The following is a 21,428-nucleotide window of genomic DNA, read 5'->3' on the forward strand; positions in this document are numbered from 1 at the left end:
TTCAAAAAAAGTAGAATGCAATGCTTCTAATTCAATAACTGCCTTGCGTGTGCAATAGCAGAATCTGATAAATCTTTACCTCCCAACATTTCTGCTAACTCCACTACTCTTTCTTCTGTAGTAAGTTGCTTCATTTGCGTGTGCGTTACGTTATTTTTATCTTCTTTATATACTTTGTAATGATGATTACCTTTAGATGCTACTTGCGGCAAGTGTGTAATAGAGAATATCTGCATACTACTACTCATCTCTTGCATAATAACTCCCATTCTGTTAGATATTTCTCCAGAAACTCCTGTATCTATCTCATCAAACATAAGGGTTGGTAAATCTTCATATTTAGCTAAAACTGCCTTTATAGCTAACATAATACGAGAAAGCTCTCCTCCAGATGCCACTTTTTTCAACTCACCAAAAGCAGATCCTTTATTTGCAGAAAACTGAAAAACAAGTTCGTCTTTCCCATTATACATAAAACTTTGTGCTGCACTTATTTCTATCTTAAATTCTGCGCTCGGCATACCCAAAGACTCTAAAATTGCTTCTAGTTGCTTTTTTAACTCCGGTACAATTGCCTTACGCTGCTTAGATATTTTTGCACAAATTGTATTTAGTGCTTTTTCTTTGGCCTCAATTTCTGCTTCTTTTGCTTTTATTGTTGCATCTATATTCTCTGTAGCATCAACCTTGACAGCTAATTCTTCTTTTATTTTTAACAACTCTTCAATCTCTAAAACACCGTGTTTTTTTTGCAAATCGTACAACAGTTGCAATTTAGTGTTTACCTCTTCAAGCAATTTAGGATTAGCTTCTACGCTATTCTCTAAACTTTCAAACTCCTCAAAAATATCATCAACCTCTATAAAAACAGATTGTACACGATCGTTTAAACTTGTGAATTGCGAACCAAAACCTGCCAATTTGCTAGATGCTTGTTTTAATTCTGTTAATAAATTTAAAATACCAACTTGCTCATCAGAAATTAACTGGTGTCCTTTAGACAAGTGCTCCATAATGTTTTCTACATTATTAAGCTGCTCGTACTGCTCTTCTAATTCTTCTAAAATTCCTTCTTTTAAAGGGGCACTTTCTAACTCACTTAACAAAAAAGTATTATAATCATGTTCTTTAATACCATCTTGTTTTTCTTGTAGCAGTAACTCTAATGCTTTGGTTTCCTTTTTAAATGAACGCAAATCTTTTTCATAAATAGCTAAAAGATCTGCATTAGAAGCTAAACCATCTATTACTTTAAATTGATAGGCATTATCTCCTAATTGTAGCGTTTGGTTTTGAGAGTGAACATCTATTAAACTATCTCCTAAAGCGGTTAAAGTTGCTAACCTAACAGGAGAATCATTAATAAAAGCTCTAGACTTACCACTTGGCAGTATCTCTCTCCTAATAATAGTGTGTTCTTCATAATCCACATCATTATCATTAAAAAAAGACTTAAGATTGTATTTGCCTATAGAGAACTCTGCCTCTATAACACATTTTTTTTCCTTATCTCTTAATGATGATAAATCTGCTCGCTTACCTAGCACCAATGCTAAACCACCTAATAAGATAGATTTACCCGCGCCAGTTTCTCCGGTTATTACCGTAAAACCATTGGTAAAAGACACATTTAAATGGTCTATTAAAGCGTAATTTTTTATAGAAAGTGTTACTAACAATTTGTGTAATTAAAAATTACATCAAATATAATTATAATATAAAAAGTGAGGGTTAATATTTTATTTTATTCCACGTACTAGAATAAAAAGGCGCTGCTGTATTTAAAACTTCTTTAAGTTTTACAACATCCATTTTAGGGCCATCAGAAAAAATACTTACAATTTCATCTGACTTTGCATCAAAAAAAGTTTGCAATACAAACGCATTAGTTCTACGCTTAGCTATGGTAGACAGCAAACGTATAGTACCAGAAATTACTTGTTTTCCTGTACTGTTATTATCTGCAAGCACATCCATACCTTTTCTATGGTAGTTATACATTGCAACTCTATATTCCCTGTAAGCGTTAGATAAAATGTTATCTACAAGTTCAAAACGAGTTCTTTCACTAGAAGACTGACTCCACCCTGCTGCACTACTACCCTGAGCTTGAGTAACAATACCTTGTGCTTTTTTAAAATGTTCTGTACCTCCCTCTAGAGCAAAACTATCTGCATCTAAACCTAACATAATATATGCATAGTAAGACATTACTCCTACCAAATTAGAATCAAACGTATTTTGGTTATACACCAATGGCTGAAACTCTATATAATTAAAATTAAACTGATTGTCTTTATAATTAAAAATAGGTGTCTCGTATGATGTATTAAAAACAGGTCTAGAAGATTGTATTTGAATATTTGCTTTAAAACTATTAGATGAGTACTCTGTAACAGTAATAAACATTCTAGAGTTTACACGTTCTTGTTCTTTATAAATACGATTTGTCCACTTAGTTTTATTCATAAAATCATTAAGCGCACGCTCTAATGTTTTAAAAACTTGCTGGTTTGTTTGCCCTACTTGGTCAGAGTTTACTGTTACTGTACAGTTAAGTTCTTGTGCCGTGGCAGTAGAAAAAATAGCAAAACAAAAAAAAGCAATTATAAATTTATACATTCGTTTTTATAATAATTTCATTTACAATATCTAAGGCAACATCTGCCTTTGTCTTTAGTTTAAACGTTTTTATATCTAATTTCTTATCTATAATTGATATTTTATTGGTTGATTTTCCAAAACCAGCTCCTGTATCATTTAAAGAGTTAAGTATTATAATATCTAAATTCTTCTTTTTAAGCTTTTTTGTAGCGTTTTCCACTTCGTTTTGAGTCTCTAACGCAAAGCCTACTAAAAATTGATGCTTCTTTTGTTCTCCTAAAGAAAATAAAATATCCTTATTTTTAACAAGAGTTATTTGCATCTCAGCATCATTCTTTTTTATTTTTTGATCTGCAATAGTTTTAGGCTTATAGTCTGCAACTGCAGCAGCACATATAGCAATATCAAAATGCACATAATGTTTATGTACTTCATCATACATTTCATCTGCAGATTTTACACGTACAAGTGTAACATTATCATGAGAAATAGTTAGGTGTGATGGGCCAGAAACTAAAACTACTTTAGCTCCTTTGTTTGCTGCTGCCAAAGCAAGCTCATACCCCATTTTACCAGATGAGTGATTGCCTATAAAACGCACAGGATCTATTGCTTCATAAGTAGGACCAGCTGTAATAATTACTTTTTTACCACTTAGCGGCAAACCTGTATTTAAAAATTGTTTTAAGTGCAGCACTATATCTTCTGGCTCTGCCATTCTACCTTCACCGTGTAAGCCACTAGCTAACTCACCTTCCCCTGCAGGTATCATAATATTACCAAAAGAAGTAAGCTTATCAAAAGAAGCCAAAGTAGACGGGTGCTTATACATATCTAAATCCATTGCCGGAGCAAAAAACACAGGACATTTAGCAGATAAGTACGTTGCCAATAATAAATTATCACAAACACCATTTGCCATTTTAGACAAAGTGTTTGCTGTTGCCGGAGCAATAACCATTAAATCTGCCCATAATCCCATTTCTACATGATTGTTCCAAGATGTTCCTTCTTCTTTATCCTCACTAACAAAAGATGTTAATACTGGATTTTTAGATAGCGTAGCTAAGGTAAGTGGAGAAACAAAAGAGCTGGCGCTATCCGTTAAAATAACTTTAACGTTAGCGCCAGCTTTTATTAGTAAGCGAACAAGAAATGTAGTTTTGTATGCGGCAATACCTCCGGTTATTCCTAAAAGGATATTTTTACCACCTAACATCTCTATGAATCTTTCGCTGTATTTCTATGGTATATTCTATCCTCTAACCACTCTGTTACTGCTAACGCGTGCGGCTTTGGTAATTTTTCATAAAACTTAGAAACTTCAATTTGCTCTTTGTTTTCAAAAATTTCATCTAAACTATCGTTGTACGTAGCAAACTCTTCTAACTTTTCTAAAAGTTCTTTTTTAATATCAGAATTAATCTGTATTGCTCTTTTAGAAACTATAGAAATTGCTTCGTATATATTCCCTGTACCAGCATCAAACTCATTTTTATTAATGGTAGTTGTAGATACAGCTGCTTTTGAATTCTTCAAGTCGTTCATATTCATAGCCTAATATTTATTTTGAATAATTTTGTAATTCTTTATCTATTTTCTCCTTCATATTATTTGCCTTTTTAGCAAATTCTGTTTCAGGAAAAGTCTTCATTAACTTACCGTATGCTTCATTAGCATTTTTTAAACGTTCTTCCTTTTTATAAGGATGACTGTTTATTGCTAAATTATAAGCTGCAAGCGTTTTGTAATATAATGCTTCTTCTTTATAAATAGAACCTGGATTGTCTATCATAAAGTTTTCTAATGCTTTAATTGCTGATATAGAGTATTCTAAATCATAAAACTCACCTAATTTAGTAAATTGCTTTGCAATTTCTATAGATTTTTTTTCTTTTTTAGTTATTAGCTTAGCAGCAATCTCATTTGCTTCTGCTAAATACTCAGAATCCGGGTATGTATTTATAAAATTCTGCATCTTTAACAATGCCTTATCTGTATCTGTCTGATCTAAAGAATAGTTACGAGACAAGTGAGCATAACTCTTAGCTCCCATAAAAGAAGCTTCTTGCACTTTTTCACTCCTAGGATATGCTTTTATAAAACGCTCAAAATGATAACCTGCATCATTGTACATTCTTATTTCATAGTAGCTATTTGCGTTAAAAAACATTACACGCTCACCTTGTGGCTTACCTACATATTTAGGTGTTATTTGCTCAAACAAACGGTTAGCTCTTTTAAAATCGCCTTCGTTGTAAAACTTTTCGGCCATTTCATATTTAGCTTTAATATCTTGGTTTTTTAATACTTTTTGGTATTCACTACAAGAGCCCAAGACTAACACCAATAATAAAAGAGGTAATATTTTCTTCATTCTTAAAAACATTTTGCAAAATTAGTCATTCTATACGGATATAAAAAACATTTTTTATACCGCTAAAATAGGAATGCCAATATTGTTTGCACTAGTTTTTGGCTAAGTTTTAACTTAATATTTTATTAAAATGATAAAAAGTTAAGCCATTTGCTTATTAAAACTATTCATAAACCCATTTATTGTTGACTTTAATTCTGGCGTAGCTTCTAATAAAGGTAAACGAACTTTAGCTGTAGATAATTCTAAATAATCAAAAATTGCTTTTATACCAGCAGGATTTCCTTCTCTAAAAATATAATCTATAATATCATGTACTTTATTATACAACAAATGTGCATCTGCCGCATTATTTTCTAACCCTAAAGATATAATTTTAGAAAATTCTGCAGGTATGCCTTGTCCTATTACAGAAATAACTCCAGAACCTCCTGCTAAAACAGTAGATAATGCTGTAAAATCGTCTCCAGAAATAACCATAAAGTCTTTTGGCTTATCTTTTATGATAGACAGTATTTGTACCATATCTCCGCAAGCTTCTTTAATAGCAATAATATTACTAAAGTCTTTTGCTAACCTAACCGTTGTAGATGCCAACATATTGCTACCTGTTCTGCCAGGTACGTTATACACTATAATTGGTTTAGGTGAAGCTAAAGATATAGCTTTAAAATGCTGGTAAATTCCATCTTGAGTTGGCTTATTGTAATAAGGAGAAACAGATAAAATTGCAGCAAAATCACTTAAATCTCTTTCTTTAAGTTCTGCAACAACAGCCATTGTATTATTGCCTCCAACACCTAATACTAAAGGTAATCTCCCGGCATTTACTTTAACAACAGTATCTATAACCAACTGTTTTTCTTCTGCTGTAAGTGTTGCAGGTTCTCCTGTAGTCCCAAGAACCACTAAATAATTAATACCATTAGCTATATTGTATTCTACAATATTTTGCAACGCTGTAACATCTACAGACAAATCTGACTTAAAGGGCGTAACTAGCGCAACACCAGTACCAACTAACTCTTTCACACGTATAAATTTAATCATCAAAATTTAAGAACGTGCTTTACATAGTAGTACGTTCTTTTTATATTTCATTTAAAACTGAGAGATATTTTCCCAGCTCTTTTTTAAAAATGCTAAAATCTTTAATTGGTATATTTAAGATTAAATCATTCAAATTTTCATCAACTTCTCCAAAACCAACTTTTAACCTGGCTTTAGACTGCATAGTTACCAATTGCAACAATAAGTTATCTTCTGTATAATAACTAATAAGCATATCATACTCATTATCTAAAAATTCTAATGCGTAACTATTTTCTATTTTTGCTCCCCAACCTAAATCTTCCTCCGAAAAAACCGGAGTTGAATAAGGAGAGTTTTTATCATGCTCTGCTTTGTAACCTATAATTTTTAATGCATTTGGCTGCAAAGAAAACTCCTTAATAAACTCATTAAAAACTGTACCGTCTGGAACATTGTCCAAATCTACAATACAACCAACCTTACTTATTCCTTTTTTTATTCTAGAACAAGTAACACGCTTGTTTTTATTTTCGTTTAAAAATTTTACCGCTGCCTTGCGCTTAAATTTATTTTTTATGCCTTTTAACATGCAATTTTACATTTACACAAATGTAATTATTATCTAGCACAATTTAATGCAAAGATACAAAGCTACTTTGTTTTTTAAATAAAACATTTTGTTATAAATATAACAAATATTAAATCACACAAGGAAGCTAATTACAAAATATTGATTTACAATCTATTACTATTTTTAAAATTTAACCGAGCTTTGTTAAAAAATCTTTCTCTGTTATAATTGGGACATTTAAACTCTCTGCCTTTGTACGTTTGCTAGGCCCCATTTTATCACCAGCTATTAAAAAAGAAGTTTTAGATGAAATAGAAGAACCAACTTTACCTCCATTATCCTCTATTAATTTTTTAAGGTCGTTTCTACTCATTTCAAAAACTCCAGATACTACATATGTTTCTCCTTTTATTTTTTCAGTCTGATTTAAAAGTTTTTCTGCAGACACCTGAAATTGGAGTCCGTAACTTTTTAACCTATTTATACTCTCTAAATTAATTTCATTCTGAAAAAACTCTACCACACTAGAAGCTATACGCTCTCCTATTTCATCTACTGTAGCTAATTCTAATGCAGAAGCATACATTAAAGCATCTATATTTTTATAAGCCTTTGCTAATTTCTTAGCTACCGTTTCACCTACAAATCGTATTCCTAAAGCAAACAAAACACGCTCAAAAGGTATCTCTACAGAAGCCGCAACACCTTTTACAAGATTCTCTGCAGATTTTTTTGCCATACGCTCTAACGGCAGCAATTGCTCTACTGTTAATGTATATAGATCTGCATAATTTCTTATCAATCCTTCTTTAAATAGTAACTCTACCGTTTCACTACCTAAACCATCTATATCCATTGCTTTTCTGGATATAAAATGCTGAATTTTACCTGTTATTTGTGGCGGACAACCATATTCATTAGGGCAATAATGCTTTGCATCGCCCTCTGTTCTAATTAATTCTGTATTGCATTCTGGGCAATGTTCTATGTAATGCGTAGGTAAAGAATCTTGTGGTCTTACCTCTAAATTAACACCAACAATTTTAGGGATTATCTCTCCTCCTTTTTCTACAAAAACAGTATCTCCTACTCTAACATCTAATTTTTCTATTTGATCTGCATTATGCAATGATGCTCTTTTTACCGTTGTACCTGCCAACAAAACAGGCTCTAAATTAGCAACAGGAGTAATTGCTCCTGTACGACCAACTTGGTAACTTATTTCATTTAAAACCGTAGAAACCTGCTCTGCTTTAAATTTATAAGCCATTGCCCAACGTGGAGATTTAGAAGTATATCCTAGCTCTTCTTGGTAACGTAATGTATTTACTTTAACCACTACTCCATCTGTTTCATAAGGCAACTCATGCCTATGAACATCCCAATACTCTACAAAAGCCATAACTTCATCTACACTTTTACAAAGTTTAGCTACAGTTGGCACTTTAAACCCCCAGGAACGTGTTTTATCTAATGCATCAAACTGAGTTTCTAAATTTAAGTTAGCCCCAACAACACTATACAATAAACACTCTAAAGGACGTTGAGCAACCAAAGAACTATCTTGTAATTTTAAACTACCAGATGCTGTATTTCTGGGGTTCATGTAAGGATCTTCGCCATTTGCTACTCGCTCTTCATTCATTTTATGAAAACCTTCAAAAGGCAATACAATTTCTCCTCTAATATCAAATTTAGGAGGGTAATCTCCTTTTAACTGTAATGGAACAGATTTTATGGTTTTAATATTAGTTGTTACTTCATCTCCCTGAAAACCATCTCCACGGGTAACTGCACGTACTAATTTACCATCTTCATAAGTTAAACTTATTGAAGCCCCATCATACTTTAACTCGCACGTAAATTCTATATTAGAATCTCCTAATATTTTTTCTACACGTTTTTCCCAGTCTAACAAATCTTCTTTAGAGTAAGAGTTATCTAAAGAATACATTCTATGCTCATGCACAACTGTATTAAAGTTTTTAGTGATTTCTCCTCCAACACGTAATGTTGGCGAATTAGCATCATAAAATTCTGGATGCTTAGCTTCTAAGGCTTGTAATTCTTTTAACTTGATATCAAAATCGTAATCTGATATCGTTGGTGTATCTAAAACATAATAATTATGATTGTGTTTGCGTAGCTCATCACGCAATGCTTCAATTTGCTCTTTTACAGACATCCTTACTTCTATTTTTTCTTATTCAGTATTTTTAGTAGACTGAATGAATATTTTTTATTAAAACTAATTTTCAATTTCCCCTTTTAACATCCTATCATTACCAAACATATCTTTTTTTAAAATGATGTTTTTATAATCTTGCTTCTCTAAAAGGACCTTTGTTTCTTTTCCTAAATATTGGTTAATTTCAAAATACAACTTACCACCATCTACCAAATAATTTACTGCAAAATTTGTAATTGCATCGTAAAACACAAGTGGCTTACTATCAGAAACAAACAATGCCAAACTTGGTTCGTTATCTAATACGTTTGTATTCATTTCTGCTTTCTCTAACTCCCTAACATAAGGCGGGTTAGACACAATAACATCAAATTTTTGCTTAAGATTTGGTTCTTCTAATATACTTTTTTCTATAAAAGTTACCGATACATTATTGGCTTCTGCATTATTTTTTGCAACCTCTAAAGCATTTTTAGAAACATCCAAAGCAAACACCTTTGCCTTAGGCAAGTTTTTAGCCAAACTAATAGCTATACAGCCACTACCTGTGCCAATATCTAGAATAGTAATTTCTTGATTAATGTCCACTTCACTTAAAATCCAACTTACCAATTCCTCTGTTTCTGGCCTAGGAATTAACACATTAGAATTTACGTTAAAATCTAACCCCATAAAATGTGTAGTTTTAAAAATATACTGTATTGGCACATTTTTTTTTAACTGTTCTATGGTAGAAAACAAAACACCTTCCTCTTCTTTTTTAACCACATAATCTGGTTGCATAGCAAGTATAAATCTTTCTAATTTAAGATAATGCTCTATAGTCATATAAAAAAAACTATCTACCTCTTCTACAGGATACATAGCATCTAATTCTATATGAAAAATTTTCTTTATTTCTTTTAACAACATACTAAAAAATCAATATATAAAACCTACCAATTAAAGTTCTAATAACATAAAAACAGGGCAAGAATAATGCCCCGTATCTCCCATACGGCAATCTATATACTTAAAACCTGTTTTTTTATATAGTTTTTGAGCATCTTTCATATATGGCATTGTCTCTAAATAACACTTTTTAAAACGATACTCACGCGCCTTAGAAATACAAGCATCCATCATTTTACTACCCAAACCTTTACCCCTTGCCTCTTCTAAAAAATACATTTTTTGCAATTCGCAAGTATCAGTATCATAATTTTCTAATTGTGCTACTCCTGCACAACCTAAAATTTTGCCATTTACTTCTGCTACAAAATAAGTTGCTTTGGGTACATTATAGTTTTCATACATAGAATCTAATGCTTTATCTGCATAAGCAGTACCAACTTTTGGAACACCAAGATCTACCAACACTTGCCTAATTACCTCTGCTACAGATGCATTATCTTTTTGTAAAATAGGCCTTATTACTACATTATCCATGAAACAAATACTATATCTTAATATTATTCTATTTTTGCGAAGTGAAGATACATGAAAAATACATTTTACGTTGTATAGAAATTGCCAAAAACGGTTTAGGTTCTACTTTTCCAAACCCAATGGTTGGAGCAGTAATTGTGCATAACAATGTAATAATTGGAGAGGGTTTTACTTCTCCGTACGGAGGCTCCCACGCAGAAGTTAATGCAATAAAAAACGTTAAGGACAAACTAGCTTTAAAAGAAGCTACTATATATGTTACCTTAGAGCCTTGTTCCCACTACGGAAAAACTCCACCTTGCGCAGATTTAATTATAAAACATAAAATACCTAATGTTGTCATAGGCTTAAAAGATCCGCATGAAAAAGTAGCTGGTAACGGAATTAAAAAACTTAAAAATGCAGGATGTAATGTAACAATAGGTGTTTTAGAGAAGGAATGTAGAGATCATCATAAGCGTTTTTTATGCTTTTACGAGAAAAAGAGACCTTATATAGTATTAAAATGGGCAGAAACTAGTGATGGCTTTATTGCCCCGTTACAAGAAAAACGAAACAATACTCCAGAACCTTTTTGGATAACTAATAAAGCATCTAGACAACTTGTACACCAATGGAGAAGCGAGGAACAAGGAATTTTAGTAGGCACAAATACAGTTATAAAAGACAACCCTAAATTAGATGTTAGAAATTGGTACGGCACACCTCCTACAAGAATTGTTTTAGACAAAAATCTAAAGATTGATATAAATAAAAACATATTAGATACATCTGTAAATACGATTGTACTTACCGAGAAAGCTAATCATGAAAAGCAACTAGATGGTATTAACTACGAAGAAATAGACTTTAAAAAACCATTAGCTACTGAAATCTGTAGAGTTTTACACAAAAAAAATATCCTTAGTGTAATTATAGAAGGCGGCACTAAAACATTACAAACGTTTATTGATGCTAACCTTTGGGATGAAGCAAGAGTTTTTAAAGGAGTATCTACATTTAAAGATGGCATTAAAGCTCCAGTGTTTAAAGGAAACTTAAAAACCACAACCAACATTAAAACCGACACTTTAAAGATTTACAACAATGATTAAGAATATAATTTTTGATTTTGGCGATATTTTTATAAATCTAGACAAAACAGCAACCGCTTTAGAATTGAGTAAATTTGGTTTTACAGAAATAACTCCAGAATTAGACACACTAATGAAGAGTTATGAAAAAGGGTTAATCTCTTCTGATGATTTTATAGCTGATACAAATAAAATTTTTACAACAGCTACACCAGAACAACTTAAAATTGCTTGGAACAAAATTATATTAGATTTTCCTGAAGAACGATTAACGTTTATTGAAACTCTTGCCAAAGAAACTAATTACCGCTTGTTTTTACTTAGCAATACCAATAAATTACACATAGAACAAGTAATTAAAAATATGAATATTGACAGATACAATAGGTTCAAAAATTGTTTTGAACAGTTTTATTTGTCACACTTAATAAATTTTAGAAAACCAGACGCTGCTATTTATGAGTTTGTATTAAAAGAAAACAACTTAAAGGCTAAAGAATCTTTTTTTATTGATGATACCAAAGAAAATACAATTGCCGCAGAAAAATTAGGAATTAAAAGCTGGAATTTACAAGTTGGCAAAGAAGACATCATCAACCTAAAGAGCAAATTATAGGTATGATAAATTTAGTATTAAGCATTTTATTTTCTAGTTTAATCTTTATAGTATTTAAGCTATTTCATATTTATAAAGTACAAACGCTATATGCTATAATTACAAATTATTTTGTGGCTTGCCTAGTTGGACTATCATTTTACAACACCCCAATTAAACCCACAGAACTACAAAATGAGTCTTGGTTTGGAGGTGCCTTATTTTTAGGAATACTATTTATATTAGTTTTTTACATTATGGCAAAAACGTCTCAAGAACTAGGCGTTTCCGTTGCTTCAGTTTCTACAAAAATGTCTTTAGTAATTCCTGTACTTGGCGGTATTTTTATGTATAATGAAAACCTAACCACGCTAAAAACAACAGGTATATTACTTGCGCTTTCAGCTGTTTATCTTGCTTCAATAAAAAAAAATACTGGTACGTTTAATATAAAATCTCTTCTACTTCCTTTTTTAGTATTTATTGGTTCCGGAACCATAGATATTACTATTAAATATTTAGAAGAAGCACACGTAGATGAGCAAAAAATACCCTTATTTTCTTCAGTTATATTTATAGCCGCTGGTTTATTTGGTATCATTTTTATACTAGTAAGAGCAAAAAAACACCCCCTAAAAATTAACTTAAAAAACGTTATAGCAGGTGTTTTTCTTGGTATTCCTAACTTTTTTTCAATTTATTTTTTAATAAAAGCATTACGTGGATCCGATTTTTCTAGTGCTTCAATTTTTACAATTAACAATGTTGCAATTGTTTTGTTTACCACACTAATTGGTATATTATTTTTTAAAGAAAAACTAAGCGCTAAAAACTGGATAGGGATTGGCTTGGCTATATGTAGTATAATTTTAATGGCATTGTAATATGAATAAAGAAAAAGACACGTATTTAACTATAGACAATCCAAGCCCAGAAATTTTATATAAAGACAGAAAAAGCAAATTTTTTGGTTACGTATTCCCCATAACTACAGAAGATGACGTTAAACCTATTATTGAAGAATTAAAGAAACAACACCACACCGCAAACCACGTCTGCTATGCGTGGCAATTAGGCACAGATAACGTACGATATAGAGCCAATGATGACGGAGAACCTAACAATTCTGCAGGCTTACCTATTTATGGCCAAATACAAGCTTATGACCTTACAAATGTACTTGTTGCTGTTGCTCGTATATTTGGAGGCACAAAACTAGGTGTTGGCGGATTAATAAGCGCCTACAGGACCGCTGCACAAATTGCATTGGACGAAGCAGAAATTAAAAAGAAAATAATAACACAACTATACACTCTTACTTTTGATTACAAAGATATGAATAGCGTAATGCGCGTTATAAAGCAAAAAAAACTAGACATTATATCTCAAAAATTGGAAGCTAACTGCACTTATGTAATTTCTGTTAGAAAAACAAAAGCCGAAGAAGTTTTCAACATTTTTGATACCATGCAGTATATAAAAATTCAAAATTAAAGGTCGTAAAAATCATCAATCTTTTTTAACACATAATCCGGACATTTTATAGGTCTTTTTGTCTCTTTATTTAAGAAAGCCAAAACAGTATTTGCAGTTACTAACAAATCACCTTTTTCATTAAAAATTTCGTAATCAAATTCAATCTTAACAGCTGGTCTTTTTTTAAGTCTTGTAACAACAGTTATAGCATCATCGTACAACGCAGATTGCTTAAAATTTATTTGTAAGGAAATTACTGGCAATATAATACCGTTCTCTTCCATTTTCTTGTAGGAAACGTCTAAATCCTTTAGCCAGCTTAACCTCCCTAGCTCCAAGTACTGCGCATAATTGCCGTGATACACCACACCCATTTGATCTGTTTCTCCGTATCTTACAGTAAAAGTAATTTCATTTTTTCGCATATTATATCAACAAAAATTATATATTTAAAGGGTGAAATATTTTGTGAATACAACATGCAAAAAAAAAACTTGAAATTCAATAGTAATTGATTTTTTTTTTAGAAATTTTGTTCACATATTTGCCTCCCCTGATAAGGAAGTTAACACCCCTTTATTTTCTTTCAGATTAGAACAAAAATACTAACCAAAAAAAAGATTATCTTATAATGAGTGTTACTGCAGAATCAGTATGGAATAATTGTTTGTCTTTTATCAAAGATAACATACAACCCCAAGCATTCAAAACATGGTTTGAACCCATAAAACCAATTAAACTATCTGATAACTCTTTAAGTGTACAAGTTCCTAGTAAATTCTTTTACGAATGGCTAGAAGAGCATTATGTTAAACTATTAAAAGTTTCCCTAACTAAAGAGCTAGGAGAAAGCGCTAAACTAGTTTACATAATAAGAATGGAGAACACATACGGCAACAGAGAGCCGTTTACAGAAAAAATACCAAGTTCTAACAGAACTACAGTTTCTCCTCAAGAATTAGATGTACCAATTAAATCTAAAAATCCTGAGCTAAGAAACCCTTTTGTTATACCAGGTATTAGAAATATTAAAATTGAATCTCAATTAAACCCTAACTATAACTTTGACAACTTTTTAGAAGGTGACTCTAACAGGTTAGCTAGATCTGCAGGTATGGCAGTTGCCAACAAACCAGGCGGAACCTCTTTTAATCCGTTGTTAATTTTTGGAGGTGTTGGTTTAGGTAAAACACACTTAGCACACGCAATTGGTGTAGAAATAAAAGATAAATACCCAGAAAGAACTGTTTTATACATTTCTGCTGAAAAATTTACACAACAATATATAGAGTCTGTTAAAAAGAACACTAGAAATGATTTTATTCATTTTTATCAATTAATAGATATTTTAATTATTGATGATGTACAGTTTTTATCTGGTAAATCTGGTACGCAAGATGTATTTTTCCACATATTTAACCATTTACATCAAAATGGCAAACAGGTAATTTTAACTTCTGATAAAGCTCCTGTAGATATGCAAGACATAGAACAGCGTTTGCTATCTAGATTTAAATGGGGATTATCTGCTGAATTACAAACTCCAGATTACGAAACTAGAGTTTCCATTTTAAAGAACAAGCTTTATAGAGATGGCGTTGAAATGCCTGAAGAAATTATAGATTACGTTGCTAAAAACATCAAATCTAATATTAGAGAACTAGAAGGCGCTGTTATTTCTTTAATTGCACAATCATCTTTCAACAAAAAAGAAATTACAATAGAACTAGCACAGCAAATTGTAGAAAAATTTGTTAAAAACACCAAAAGAGAAGTATCTATAGACTACATACAAAAAGTGGTTTCTGATTATTTTGAAATGGATGTTTCTACTCTACAGTCTAAAACTAGAAAAAGACATATTGTACAAGCTAGACAATTAGCAATGTTTTTTGCAAAAAGATTTACAAAAGCATCTTTAGCTAGTATTGGATCTCAAATTGGAAAAAGAGACCACGCTACAGTATTACATGCTTGTAAAACTGTTGATAATTTAGCAGAAACAGACAAACAGTTTCGCAAATACATAGAAGATCTTACTAAAAAATTCTCTTAAACTTTTAAGATGAAAACAAAAATACTAATGGTTTGCCTAGGAAATATATGTAGGTCACCATTGGCAGAAGGGATACTTAAAAACAAGGTAGACCCTACTACTACTTTTGTAGATTCTGCAGGTACTGCTGGCTACCACATTGGTAATGCACCTGATCCTAGATCTATTGCTGTTGCAAAAAAATATGGCATAGATATTAGCAAACAAGTTTGCAGAAAATTTACTGTAAAAGATTTTAAAGAGTTTACTAATATTTATGTGATGGACAACAGCAATTACAATAATGTAGTTGCACTTGCTCAAAACCAAGAGCAAAAAAACAAAGTTTCTCTTTTATTAGAGCACACAAATACAAGCACCACAGAAGTACCAGACCCATATTACGGAGGCGACCAAGGTTTTGAAAATGTATACAACTTAATAGACCAAGCCTGTAACAATATTGCCAAAACACTTAAAGACCAATAGCTATGGACAACACAACCAAAACAGGAAAAATATACTTAATCCCTACTACCTTAGGAGACAATGAACCCTTAGAAGTGTTGCCCATTTCTATTAAGCGTACTATTGAACAAATAGATTATTACATTGTAGAAAACGAAAAAACAGCAAGAAGGTTTATAAAAAAAATAAGCTCAGGAAAATCTCAACCAAGCTTACATATAGAATTAATTAACAAATTTACAGACCCACAAACAATACCTAGCTTCTTAAACCCTTGTTTTGAAGGAAAAAACATAGGAATAATATCTGAAGCTGGTTGCCCAGGAATAGCTGACCCTGGTGCAGAGGTAGTAAAAATTGCGCATCAAAAAAACATACAAGTTGTACCTTTAGTAGGACCTTCTTCTATATTTTTAGCACTAATGGCTAGTGGATTAAACGGACAAAGCTTTGCTTTTAATGGCTATTTACCTATTGATAATGGAGAAAGAAAAGCTACTATTAAAAAAATGGAACGCATCTCCAAGGATAATGATCAGTCACAGATATTTATAGAGACACCGTACAGAAATGATAAATTGTTAGCTGAGTTTTTAAAAACACTTGCTCCGCATACATTATTATGTATTGCAACAGACATTACTTTACCAACAGAGCAAATAACAACTAACACTATTGCTGATTGGAAAAAAATTAATGTAGACTTAAACAAAAGACCAACAATATTTCTTTTTCAAGCATAAAAAAAGCCTCGCATTACGCTGAGGCTTTTTCCATTTTCATTGTGTAGTACTTTAAATTCTTGGGTTTCTTACCGACTTTACCGCAGATACATCGTATCCTGCAAAGATTTTCATGTAATAAACAATACTAGATCCATAAGCATCTTGCACTGTATGAGTACCTCTAGAACGTAAAAACTTTTTTACGTTACCTGGTCCTGCTAAATGTGCTGCTGCCAAGATTCCAGATTCTGTTATTTCCAATCCGGCTATTTTACGACCTGCAAATCGCTTAATATCTCTACGCAAAATCCATTTATTTCTACACAAGTTGGTATAAAATACCTTTTCTTGTAAGATTGGATTGCTTAAAAAGGCTGTTACATTTGTAACCCCTAATAACTGCAGTGTTTCTGTACCAAACTGATACTTACCTAAGTACCCTAACGTATTGGTTACAAAATAATCTCCCTGAGACTCCTTAAATGCAAGAGCTTCTTTAAATGCATTGTATGAACCCCCTAAAAAAGGTGGATTTACACTCAACATTTCATCATCATCATTTACAATAGTAGTTTTGTATTTGGGATACAAAACTTCAGTAGGTTCATCTATTTTAAGTGTTTTAGGCAATGCTACAGTTCCTATTTTTGGCGCAATAATATTGTAACTAAAACTCGTTAAAATAAAAATCATGATTAGGGGGATTAATTTACTAATCCACTTTCTCATATAGTTTCATTTCTTAAGACTTACAGTCTAATATTAAATTAATATTAAGTCAGCTTAAATTTCTCGGGTGCAAATTTACCTCTCATATTGTTCTTAGAATGTTAAAAAAGCATAAAAGATGAGATTTTTAGGATATTCGACACCAATTAACGGATAAAGTGCTTATCTGTTAATGTTTTGCTTATTTATCCATCGGATATACTGCTCTTTATTTCGGTTATGTTGCGATAATGTCTTCGCAAACTTGTGATAACCAAAGTTTTCTACGTTAGCAACAAAGTAATAGTAGTTGTGCTTTTCCGAATTTAAAACAGCATTTACAGCAGAAATATCTGGCATTGCAATTGGCCCAGGAGGCAATCCTGAATACTTATATGTATTATATGGAGAGTCTAATTCTAAATCTTTATAAAGTACTCGTTTAATTACTTGGTTAAAGTTATTTTGATGCAATTTTAACGCATAAATAACAGTTGGATCTGCCTGTAATAGCATTCCTTTACGCAACCTATTTAAATACACACCAGCAACTCTTGGTCTTTCATCTACTTTTGCAGTTTCTTTATGTACTATAGACGCCAATGCTACAACTTGGTTTTTAGACAAACCTAAAGCTTTTGCTTTTGCCTTTCTACTATCATTCCAAAAACGCCTGTACTCTGTTAGCATTTTAGATCTAAAAGTTTCTGCAGAACTATTCCAATAAAACTCATAGCTATTAGGTATATACATTGCCAACTTATTATCATTGGTAAAGTTATTTTCTTTTAAAAAAGACTCATCATTAAACGCATTTAATAAAGATAAGCTATCAGCTTCTATCTGCACAGCAACTCTACCTGCCAAATCTTCTAAGGTTTCCTGATTGTTAAAAGATACTTTTACAGGAATATTACGCCCACGAAGAGAATTGATAATTTCATTATTATTCATTCCTTTTTTAACAACAAACTTACCAGACTTAACATTAGAAATATATCCTTTACGTTTTGCCGCAGCTTCAAAATCTTCAACATCTTTAAGTAAAGGCGTAATTTGTTCTTTTACATCTTTAAATGTATCAGTAGATTTTACATATAAGTATGCATCATCATTATTAAAATTAGTGTTATCTGTAAAAAATACACCATATACCATATAGGCAAACACACTACAACCCACTAAACCAATTAGCAAAATTGCTACTAAAATCTTCTTTATGTACATTAATTATTTATCTTTTGATATAATATTTCGTCCTTAAATTCTCCGCCTGTAAAAATCCAATCTTTTTTAACACCAACAGCAACAAATCCCATTTTTTTAAACAAATGCTTACTAGCTTCATTGTCTACTAAAACATTAGCATAAATTTGATGCAAGTGCAATACTTTAAATACATAAGAACAAACCAACTCTAAAGCCTCTGCTCCTATTCCTTTATTTCTTTTCTTTTTTTCTGATACAATAATACCTAAACCTACTTTTTTATTTGCAGGGTCAAAATCAAACAAATCTACCAAGCCTAAAACAGTATGTTCTGCATCGCAAATACAAAGACGTAGTTGTTTAGCCTCATAAATATCCTTGTATGCGTTTTGCAAATACAACTCTAAAATATGCTTTGCATATGGAGCCGTAGTACCACTAATTTCCCAAATAGCTGTATCGTTCTCTAATTGATACAAAAAATCTAAGTCATTGGGCTCTATTGCTCTTAAGTAAACACGTTCTCCTTGTAGATTTAACATACTATTTCACCTTTAAAAACTTGTTTTGCTGGTCCTGTTAAAAAAATATTTTTATAACCTTCTTCTTCTACAGTAAAGCTAATTTCTAAATTACCTCCCATAGCTTTTATTGGTATTGTAGTTGCATTTGTATCTCCAGATTTATGCATTGCCAAAGCAACAGCTGTAACACCAGTGCCACAAGACAAAGTTTCATCTTCTACACCTCTTTCATAAGTTCTAACCTCATAACCTTTATCATCTTTAGTTACAAAATTTACATTACTACCAGCAGCTCCATAAAGTCCGTATCTTATTTTTTTTCCTTCAGCAAAAACATCAAAATCTGTAACATTAGGCACCAATTGCACGTGGTGTGGAGAACCTGTGTCTAAAAACAAATACGATTCTTTTTCCTTAATTGTTTCAACATTTATCATTTGTAAGCTTACAACATCACCATTAATAGTAGCATTATGCAAACCATCTACAGCATTAAATGCAGCCTCATCTTTTACTACTCCTAAAAAATTAGCAAAAGCAACAAGACATCTTCCGCCATTACCGCACATAGTACTCTCGTTACCATCTGCGTTGTAGTACACCATTTTAAAATCTAAATTATCATCATTCTCTAATAATATTAAACCATCTGCCCCTACCCCAAATCTGCGGTCGCAAAGCTTATTAATTAGCTCGGTATCTTTTTTAGGAAAAGCTAGATCTCTGTTATCTATCATAACAAAATCGTTTCCTGTTCCCTGATATTTATAAAATGTAATTTGCATAGTCACAAATATATAATTTGTTAAGGTTTTTTTAGCAGTTAAAAAGACGTTAAATTAGATCTTTTAAAATATAAAATCTATAATTTTACGGTTGTAAATGTTAATATATTGAATGATTATGAAAAAAATAACAAGTTTACTAGCCGTTTCTGTGCTTGCTGGCACAATTACATTAGGAGCCTATAAATTATTTTTGGAGAAGCAAAATTATCACATTATAACAGAAGATTCTAATGCGTCTACTTTTAAAACAAGTAACACTCCTGTTTCTTTTAGAGGAGCAGGTATAAACGAAGTAGATTTTACATCTGCAGCAGAAAATACGGTTAACGCAGTAGTACACGTTAAAAATGTATCTATAAACGAGGAAAAAAATAGAGTATTGCACTTTTTTTACGGACAAAGTGTTTCTGCAGAGCCACAAGTTGGCACTGGTTCTGGGGTTATAATCTCTGAAGATGGCTACATTGTTACAAACAACCACGTTATAGACAATGCTACACAACTACAGGTTACTTTAAATAATAACAAAACATACATAGCAGAGTTAGTTGGCACAGACCCTAATACAGATATTGCCCTTTTAAAGATTGATGCAAAGAGAAAATTACCATATTTGGCTTTTGGTGATAGTAATAATGCTAAAGTTGGTGAGTGGGTTTTAGCTGTAGGCAACCCATTTAATTTAACTTCTACTGTTACCGCTGGTATTATAAGCGCTAAGGCTCGTAACTTAGACACTAACAACAAGACACAATCTTTTATACAGACTGATGCTGCTGTAAACCCAGGAAACAGTGGTGGTGCATTAGTAAATACTAATGGAGATTTAATAGGTGTTAACACAGCTATTACATCTAGAACTGGTTCTTACGTAGGCTATTCTTTTGCCGTACCAAGTAATATTGCTAAAAAGGTTGTAGATGATATTATTGAATATGGTAATGTTTTAGACGGAATTTTAGGTATTTCTACTCCTAAAGTTAACTCTAGATACGCTGTAGAAAACGGCTTAAATGAAGTTGATGGTGTTTATATTGAAGATGTAACCGAGGACTCTGGCGCTTTTGAGGCTGGCTTACAAAGTGGTGATATTATTAAAAAAACTGATGAAGTTGATATTCACAAATTAGCAGATCTAAATGGTTATTTATCATCTAAAAGACCTGGAGACACTATACAAATAGCTATTAAAAGAGATGATGAAGAGATTCTAAAACCAGTGATACTAAAAGAAAGACAAACTATAATTATTGAAGGTCTTGGCCTAGAAGTTAAAAACCTTAACGACAAGGATAAGAAAAAATTTAGAACTAAAAACGGAGTTAAAATTATAGGTGTGCCTGAGCTATACAGAATGTACAACCTAGAAGGTAAAGTACTAATAGCTGTAGGAAAAAAAGAAATTAAAAATGTTTACGACGCTAAAAACCTTTTTAGTGCTATTGGCAGATACGGTTACACAAGTATTACTATGGTAAACGAAAAAGGAGAAAGAGAACGTCTTATCTTTCAATAAGTAACAAACACAATCCTTTTAAACGGTTAAAAATGCAGACTTAACGAAGTCTGCATTTTTTTTTACCAAAACACTTTACGAAAACGTTTGAAATATAGTACTTTTGCGCAA

General features: G+C 31.8%; 23 protein-coding genes. 8 read left to right on the plus strand and 15 right to left on the minus strand.

Annotated elements, in window-relative coordinates; translation table 11 throughout:
• Positions 1-26 precede the first annotated feature (26 nt).
• The 10 genes from recN to Q4487_RS04370 all read right to left on the minus strand — a co-directional run bounded on the left by recN (position 27) and on the right by Q4487_RS04370 (position 10,200).
• Entirely contained in the window at positions 27-1,679 is a 1,653-nt protein-coding gene (gene recN / locus Q4487_RS04325; protein WP_303541446.1) for a DNA repair protein RecN, read from the minus strand.
• Between the two features lie 52 nt (positions 1,680-1,731).
• Positions 1,732-2,622, minus strand: a complete 891-nt coding sequence (locus tag Q4487_RS04330; protein ID WP_303541444.1) for a DUF4835 family protein — start codon at positions 2,620-2,622, stop codon at positions 1,732-1,734.
• Complete coding sequence (gene coaBC / locus Q4487_RS04335; protein WP_303541442.1) at positions 2,615-3,823, minus strand: bifunctional phosphopantothenoylcysteine decarboxylase/phosphopantothenate--cysteine ligase CoaBC; 1,209 nt, start codon at positions 3,821-3,823, stop codon at positions 2,615-2,617. Before coaBC ends, Q4487_RS04330 begins: the two co-directional genes overlap by 8 nt.
• A gap of 2 nt (positions 3,824-3,825) precedes the next feature.
• Positions 3,826-4,158 (minus strand): DNA-directed RNA polymerase subunit omega, encoded by a 333-nt coding sequence (locus tag Q4487_RS04340; protein ID WP_013622851.1) that lies wholly within the window; start codon positions 4,156-4,158, stop codon positions 3,826-3,828.
• A gap of 10 nt (positions 4,159-4,168) precedes the next feature.
• Positions 4,169-4,981: an outer membrane protein assembly factor BamD gene (locus Q4487_RS04345; RefSeq protein ID WP_100895642.1), complete on the minus strand. Its 813-nt coding sequence runs from the start codon at positions 4,979-4,981 to the stop codon at positions 4,169-4,171.
• A 141-nt stretch (positions 4,982-5,122) separates the two neighbouring features.
• On the minus strand, positions 5,123-6,013 hold the full coding sequence (gene dapA / locus Q4487_RS04350; RefSeq protein ID WP_303541438.1) for a 4-hydroxy-tetrahydrodipicolinate synthase: 891 nt from the start codon (positions 6,011-6,013) through the stop codon (positions 5,123-5,125).
• Positions 6,014-6,071: 58 nt separating this feature from the next.
• Positions 6,072-6,602 carry a hypothetical protein gene (locus Q4487_RS04355; RefSeq protein WP_100895640.1) on the minus strand — a complete coding sequence of 177 codons (531 nt, stop codon included), beginning with the start codon at positions 6,600-6,602 and terminating at the stop codon, positions 6,072-6,074.
• Positions 6,603-6,774: 172 nt separating this feature from the next.
• Complete coding sequence (gene ligA, locus Q4487_RS04360) at positions 6,775-8,769, minus strand: NAD-dependent DNA ligase LigA (protein ID WP_303541434.1); 1,995 nt, start codon at positions 8,767-8,769, stop codon at positions 6,775-6,777.
• A 63-nt stretch (positions 8,770-8,832) separates the two neighbouring features.
• Positions 8,833-9,684, minus strand: coding sequence for a peptide chain release factor N(5)-glutamine methyltransferase (gene prmC, locus Q4487_RS04365; RefSeq protein WP_303541432.1), 852 nt, complete (start codon positions 9,682-9,684; stop codon positions 8,833-8,835).
• Positions 9,685-9,714: 30 nt separating this feature from the next.
• Complete coding sequence (locus tag Q4487_RS04370; RefSeq protein ID WP_303541430.1) at positions 9,715-10,200, minus strand: GNAT family N-acetyltransferase; 486 nt, start codon at positions 10,198-10,200, stop codon at positions 9,715-9,717.
• Between the two features lie 41 nt (positions 10,201-10,241).
• Between Q4487_RS04370 and ribD the strand changes: the two genes are divergently transcribed.
• The 4 genes from ribD to Q4487_RS04390 are packed head-to-tail and all read left to right on the plus strand — an operon-like array spanning position 10,242 to position 13,362.
• Complete coding sequence (gene ribD / locus Q4487_RS04375; RefSeq protein WP_303541428.1) at positions 10,242-11,294, plus strand: bifunctional diaminohydroxyphosphoribosylaminopyrimidine deaminase/5-amino-6-(5-phosphoribosylamino)uracil reductase RibD; 1,053 nt, start codon at positions 10,242-10,244, stop codon at positions 11,292-11,294.
• Positions 11,287-11,889, plus strand: coding sequence for an HAD-IA family hydrolase (locus Q4487_RS04380; protein ID WP_303541426.1), 603 nt, complete (start codon positions 11,287-11,289; stop codon positions 11,887-11,889). Before ribD ends, Q4487_RS04380 begins: the two co-directional genes overlap by 8 nt.
• Positions 11,890-11,891: 2 nt before the next feature.
• The gene (locus tag Q4487_RS04385) at positions 11,892-12,752 is read left to right on the plus strand and encodes a DMT family transporter (protein ID WP_303541424.1); all 861 of its coding nucleotides are present in this window, start codon (positions 11,892-11,894) and stop codon (positions 12,750-12,752) included.
• A gap of 1 nt (position 12,753) precedes the next feature.
• Positions 12,754-13,362: a YigZ family protein gene (locus Q4487_RS04390; protein WP_303541422.1), complete on the plus strand. Its 609-nt coding sequence runs from the start codon at positions 12,754-12,756 to the stop codon at positions 13,360-13,362.
• On the opposite strand, the gene Q4487_RS04395 is transcribed toward Q4487_RS04390, so the two are convergent.
• Positions 13,359-13,769: a thioesterase family protein gene (locus tag Q4487_RS04395; RefSeq protein WP_100895632.1), complete on the minus strand. Its 411-nt coding sequence runs from the start codon at positions 13,767-13,769 to the stop codon at positions 13,359-13,361. The genes Q4487_RS04390 and Q4487_RS04395 overlap by 4 nt on opposite strands.
• Positions 13,770-13,975: 206 nt before the next feature.
• Here Q4487_RS04395 and dnaA point away from each other — a divergent pair, with 206 nt between their 5' ends.
• The 3 genes from dnaA to Q4487_RS04410 are packed head-to-tail and all read left to right on the plus strand — an operon-like array spanning position 13,976 to position 16,590.
• Positions 13,976-15,400, plus strand: coding sequence for a chromosomal replication initiator protein DnaA (dnaA, locus tag Q4487_RS04400; RefSeq protein WP_077402668.1), 1,425 nt, complete (start codon positions 13,976-13,978; stop codon positions 15,398-15,400).
• 9 nt (positions 15,401-15,409) lie between these two features.
• Complete coding sequence (locus tag Q4487_RS04405) at positions 15,410-15,868, plus strand: low molecular weight protein-tyrosine-phosphatase (protein WP_303541419.1); 459 nt, start codon at positions 15,410-15,412, stop codon at positions 15,866-15,868.
• A gap of 2 nt (positions 15,869-15,870) precedes the next feature.
• Positions 15,871-16,590, plus strand: coding sequence for an SAM-dependent methyltransferase (locus Q4487_RS04410; protein WP_303541417.1), 720 nt, complete (start codon positions 15,871-15,873; stop codon positions 16,588-16,590).
• A gap of 51 nt (positions 16,591-16,641) precedes the next feature.
• Here the strand turns inward: Q4487_RS04410 and Q4487_RS04415 are convergent, their stop codons facing one another.
• From Q4487_RS04415 to dapF, 4 genes are all read right to left on the minus strand, one after another.
• On the minus strand, positions 16,642-17,301 hold the full coding sequence (locus tag Q4487_RS04415; protein ID WP_303541415.1) for a hypothetical protein: 660 nt from the start codon (positions 17,299-17,301) through the stop codon (positions 16,642-16,644).
• A 162-nt stretch (positions 17,302-17,463) separates the two neighbouring features.
• Positions 17,464-18,507 (minus strand): endolytic transglycosylase MltG, encoded by a 1,044-nt coding sequence (gene mltG / locus Q4487_RS04420; RefSeq protein ID WP_303541413.1) that lies wholly within the window; start codon positions 18,505-18,507, stop codon positions 17,464-17,466.
• Positions 18,507-19,031 (minus strand): GNAT family N-acetyltransferase, encoded by a 525-nt coding sequence (locus Q4487_RS04425; RefSeq protein WP_100895627.1) that lies wholly within the window; start codon positions 19,029-19,031, stop codon positions 18,507-18,509. Before Q4487_RS04425 ends, mltG begins: the two co-directional genes overlap by 1 nt.
• Positions 19,025-19,798 carry a diaminopimelate epimerase gene (gene dapF / locus Q4487_RS04430; protein WP_303541410.1) on the minus strand — a complete coding sequence of 258 codons (774 nt, stop codon included), beginning with the start codon at positions 19,796-19,798 and terminating at the stop codon, positions 19,025-19,027. The genes Q4487_RS04425 and dapF overlap by 7 nt, the downstream gene beginning before the upstream one ends.
• Before the next feature lie 118 nt (positions 19,799-19,916).
• Here dapF and Q4487_RS04435 point away from each other — a divergent pair, with 118 nt between their 5' ends.
• Complete coding sequence (locus Q4487_RS04435; protein WP_198519428.1) at positions 19,917-21,317, plus strand: S1C family serine protease; 1,401 nt, start codon at positions 19,917-19,919, stop codon at positions 21,315-21,317.
• Positions 21,318-21,428: the final 111 nt, after the last annotated feature.

The sequence above is a fragment of the Cellulophaga sp. 3_MG-2023 genome (genome assembly GCF_030546975.1).
Classification (GTDB): Bacteria; Bacteroidota; Bacteroidia; order Flavobacteriales; family Flavobacteriaceae; genus Cellulophaga.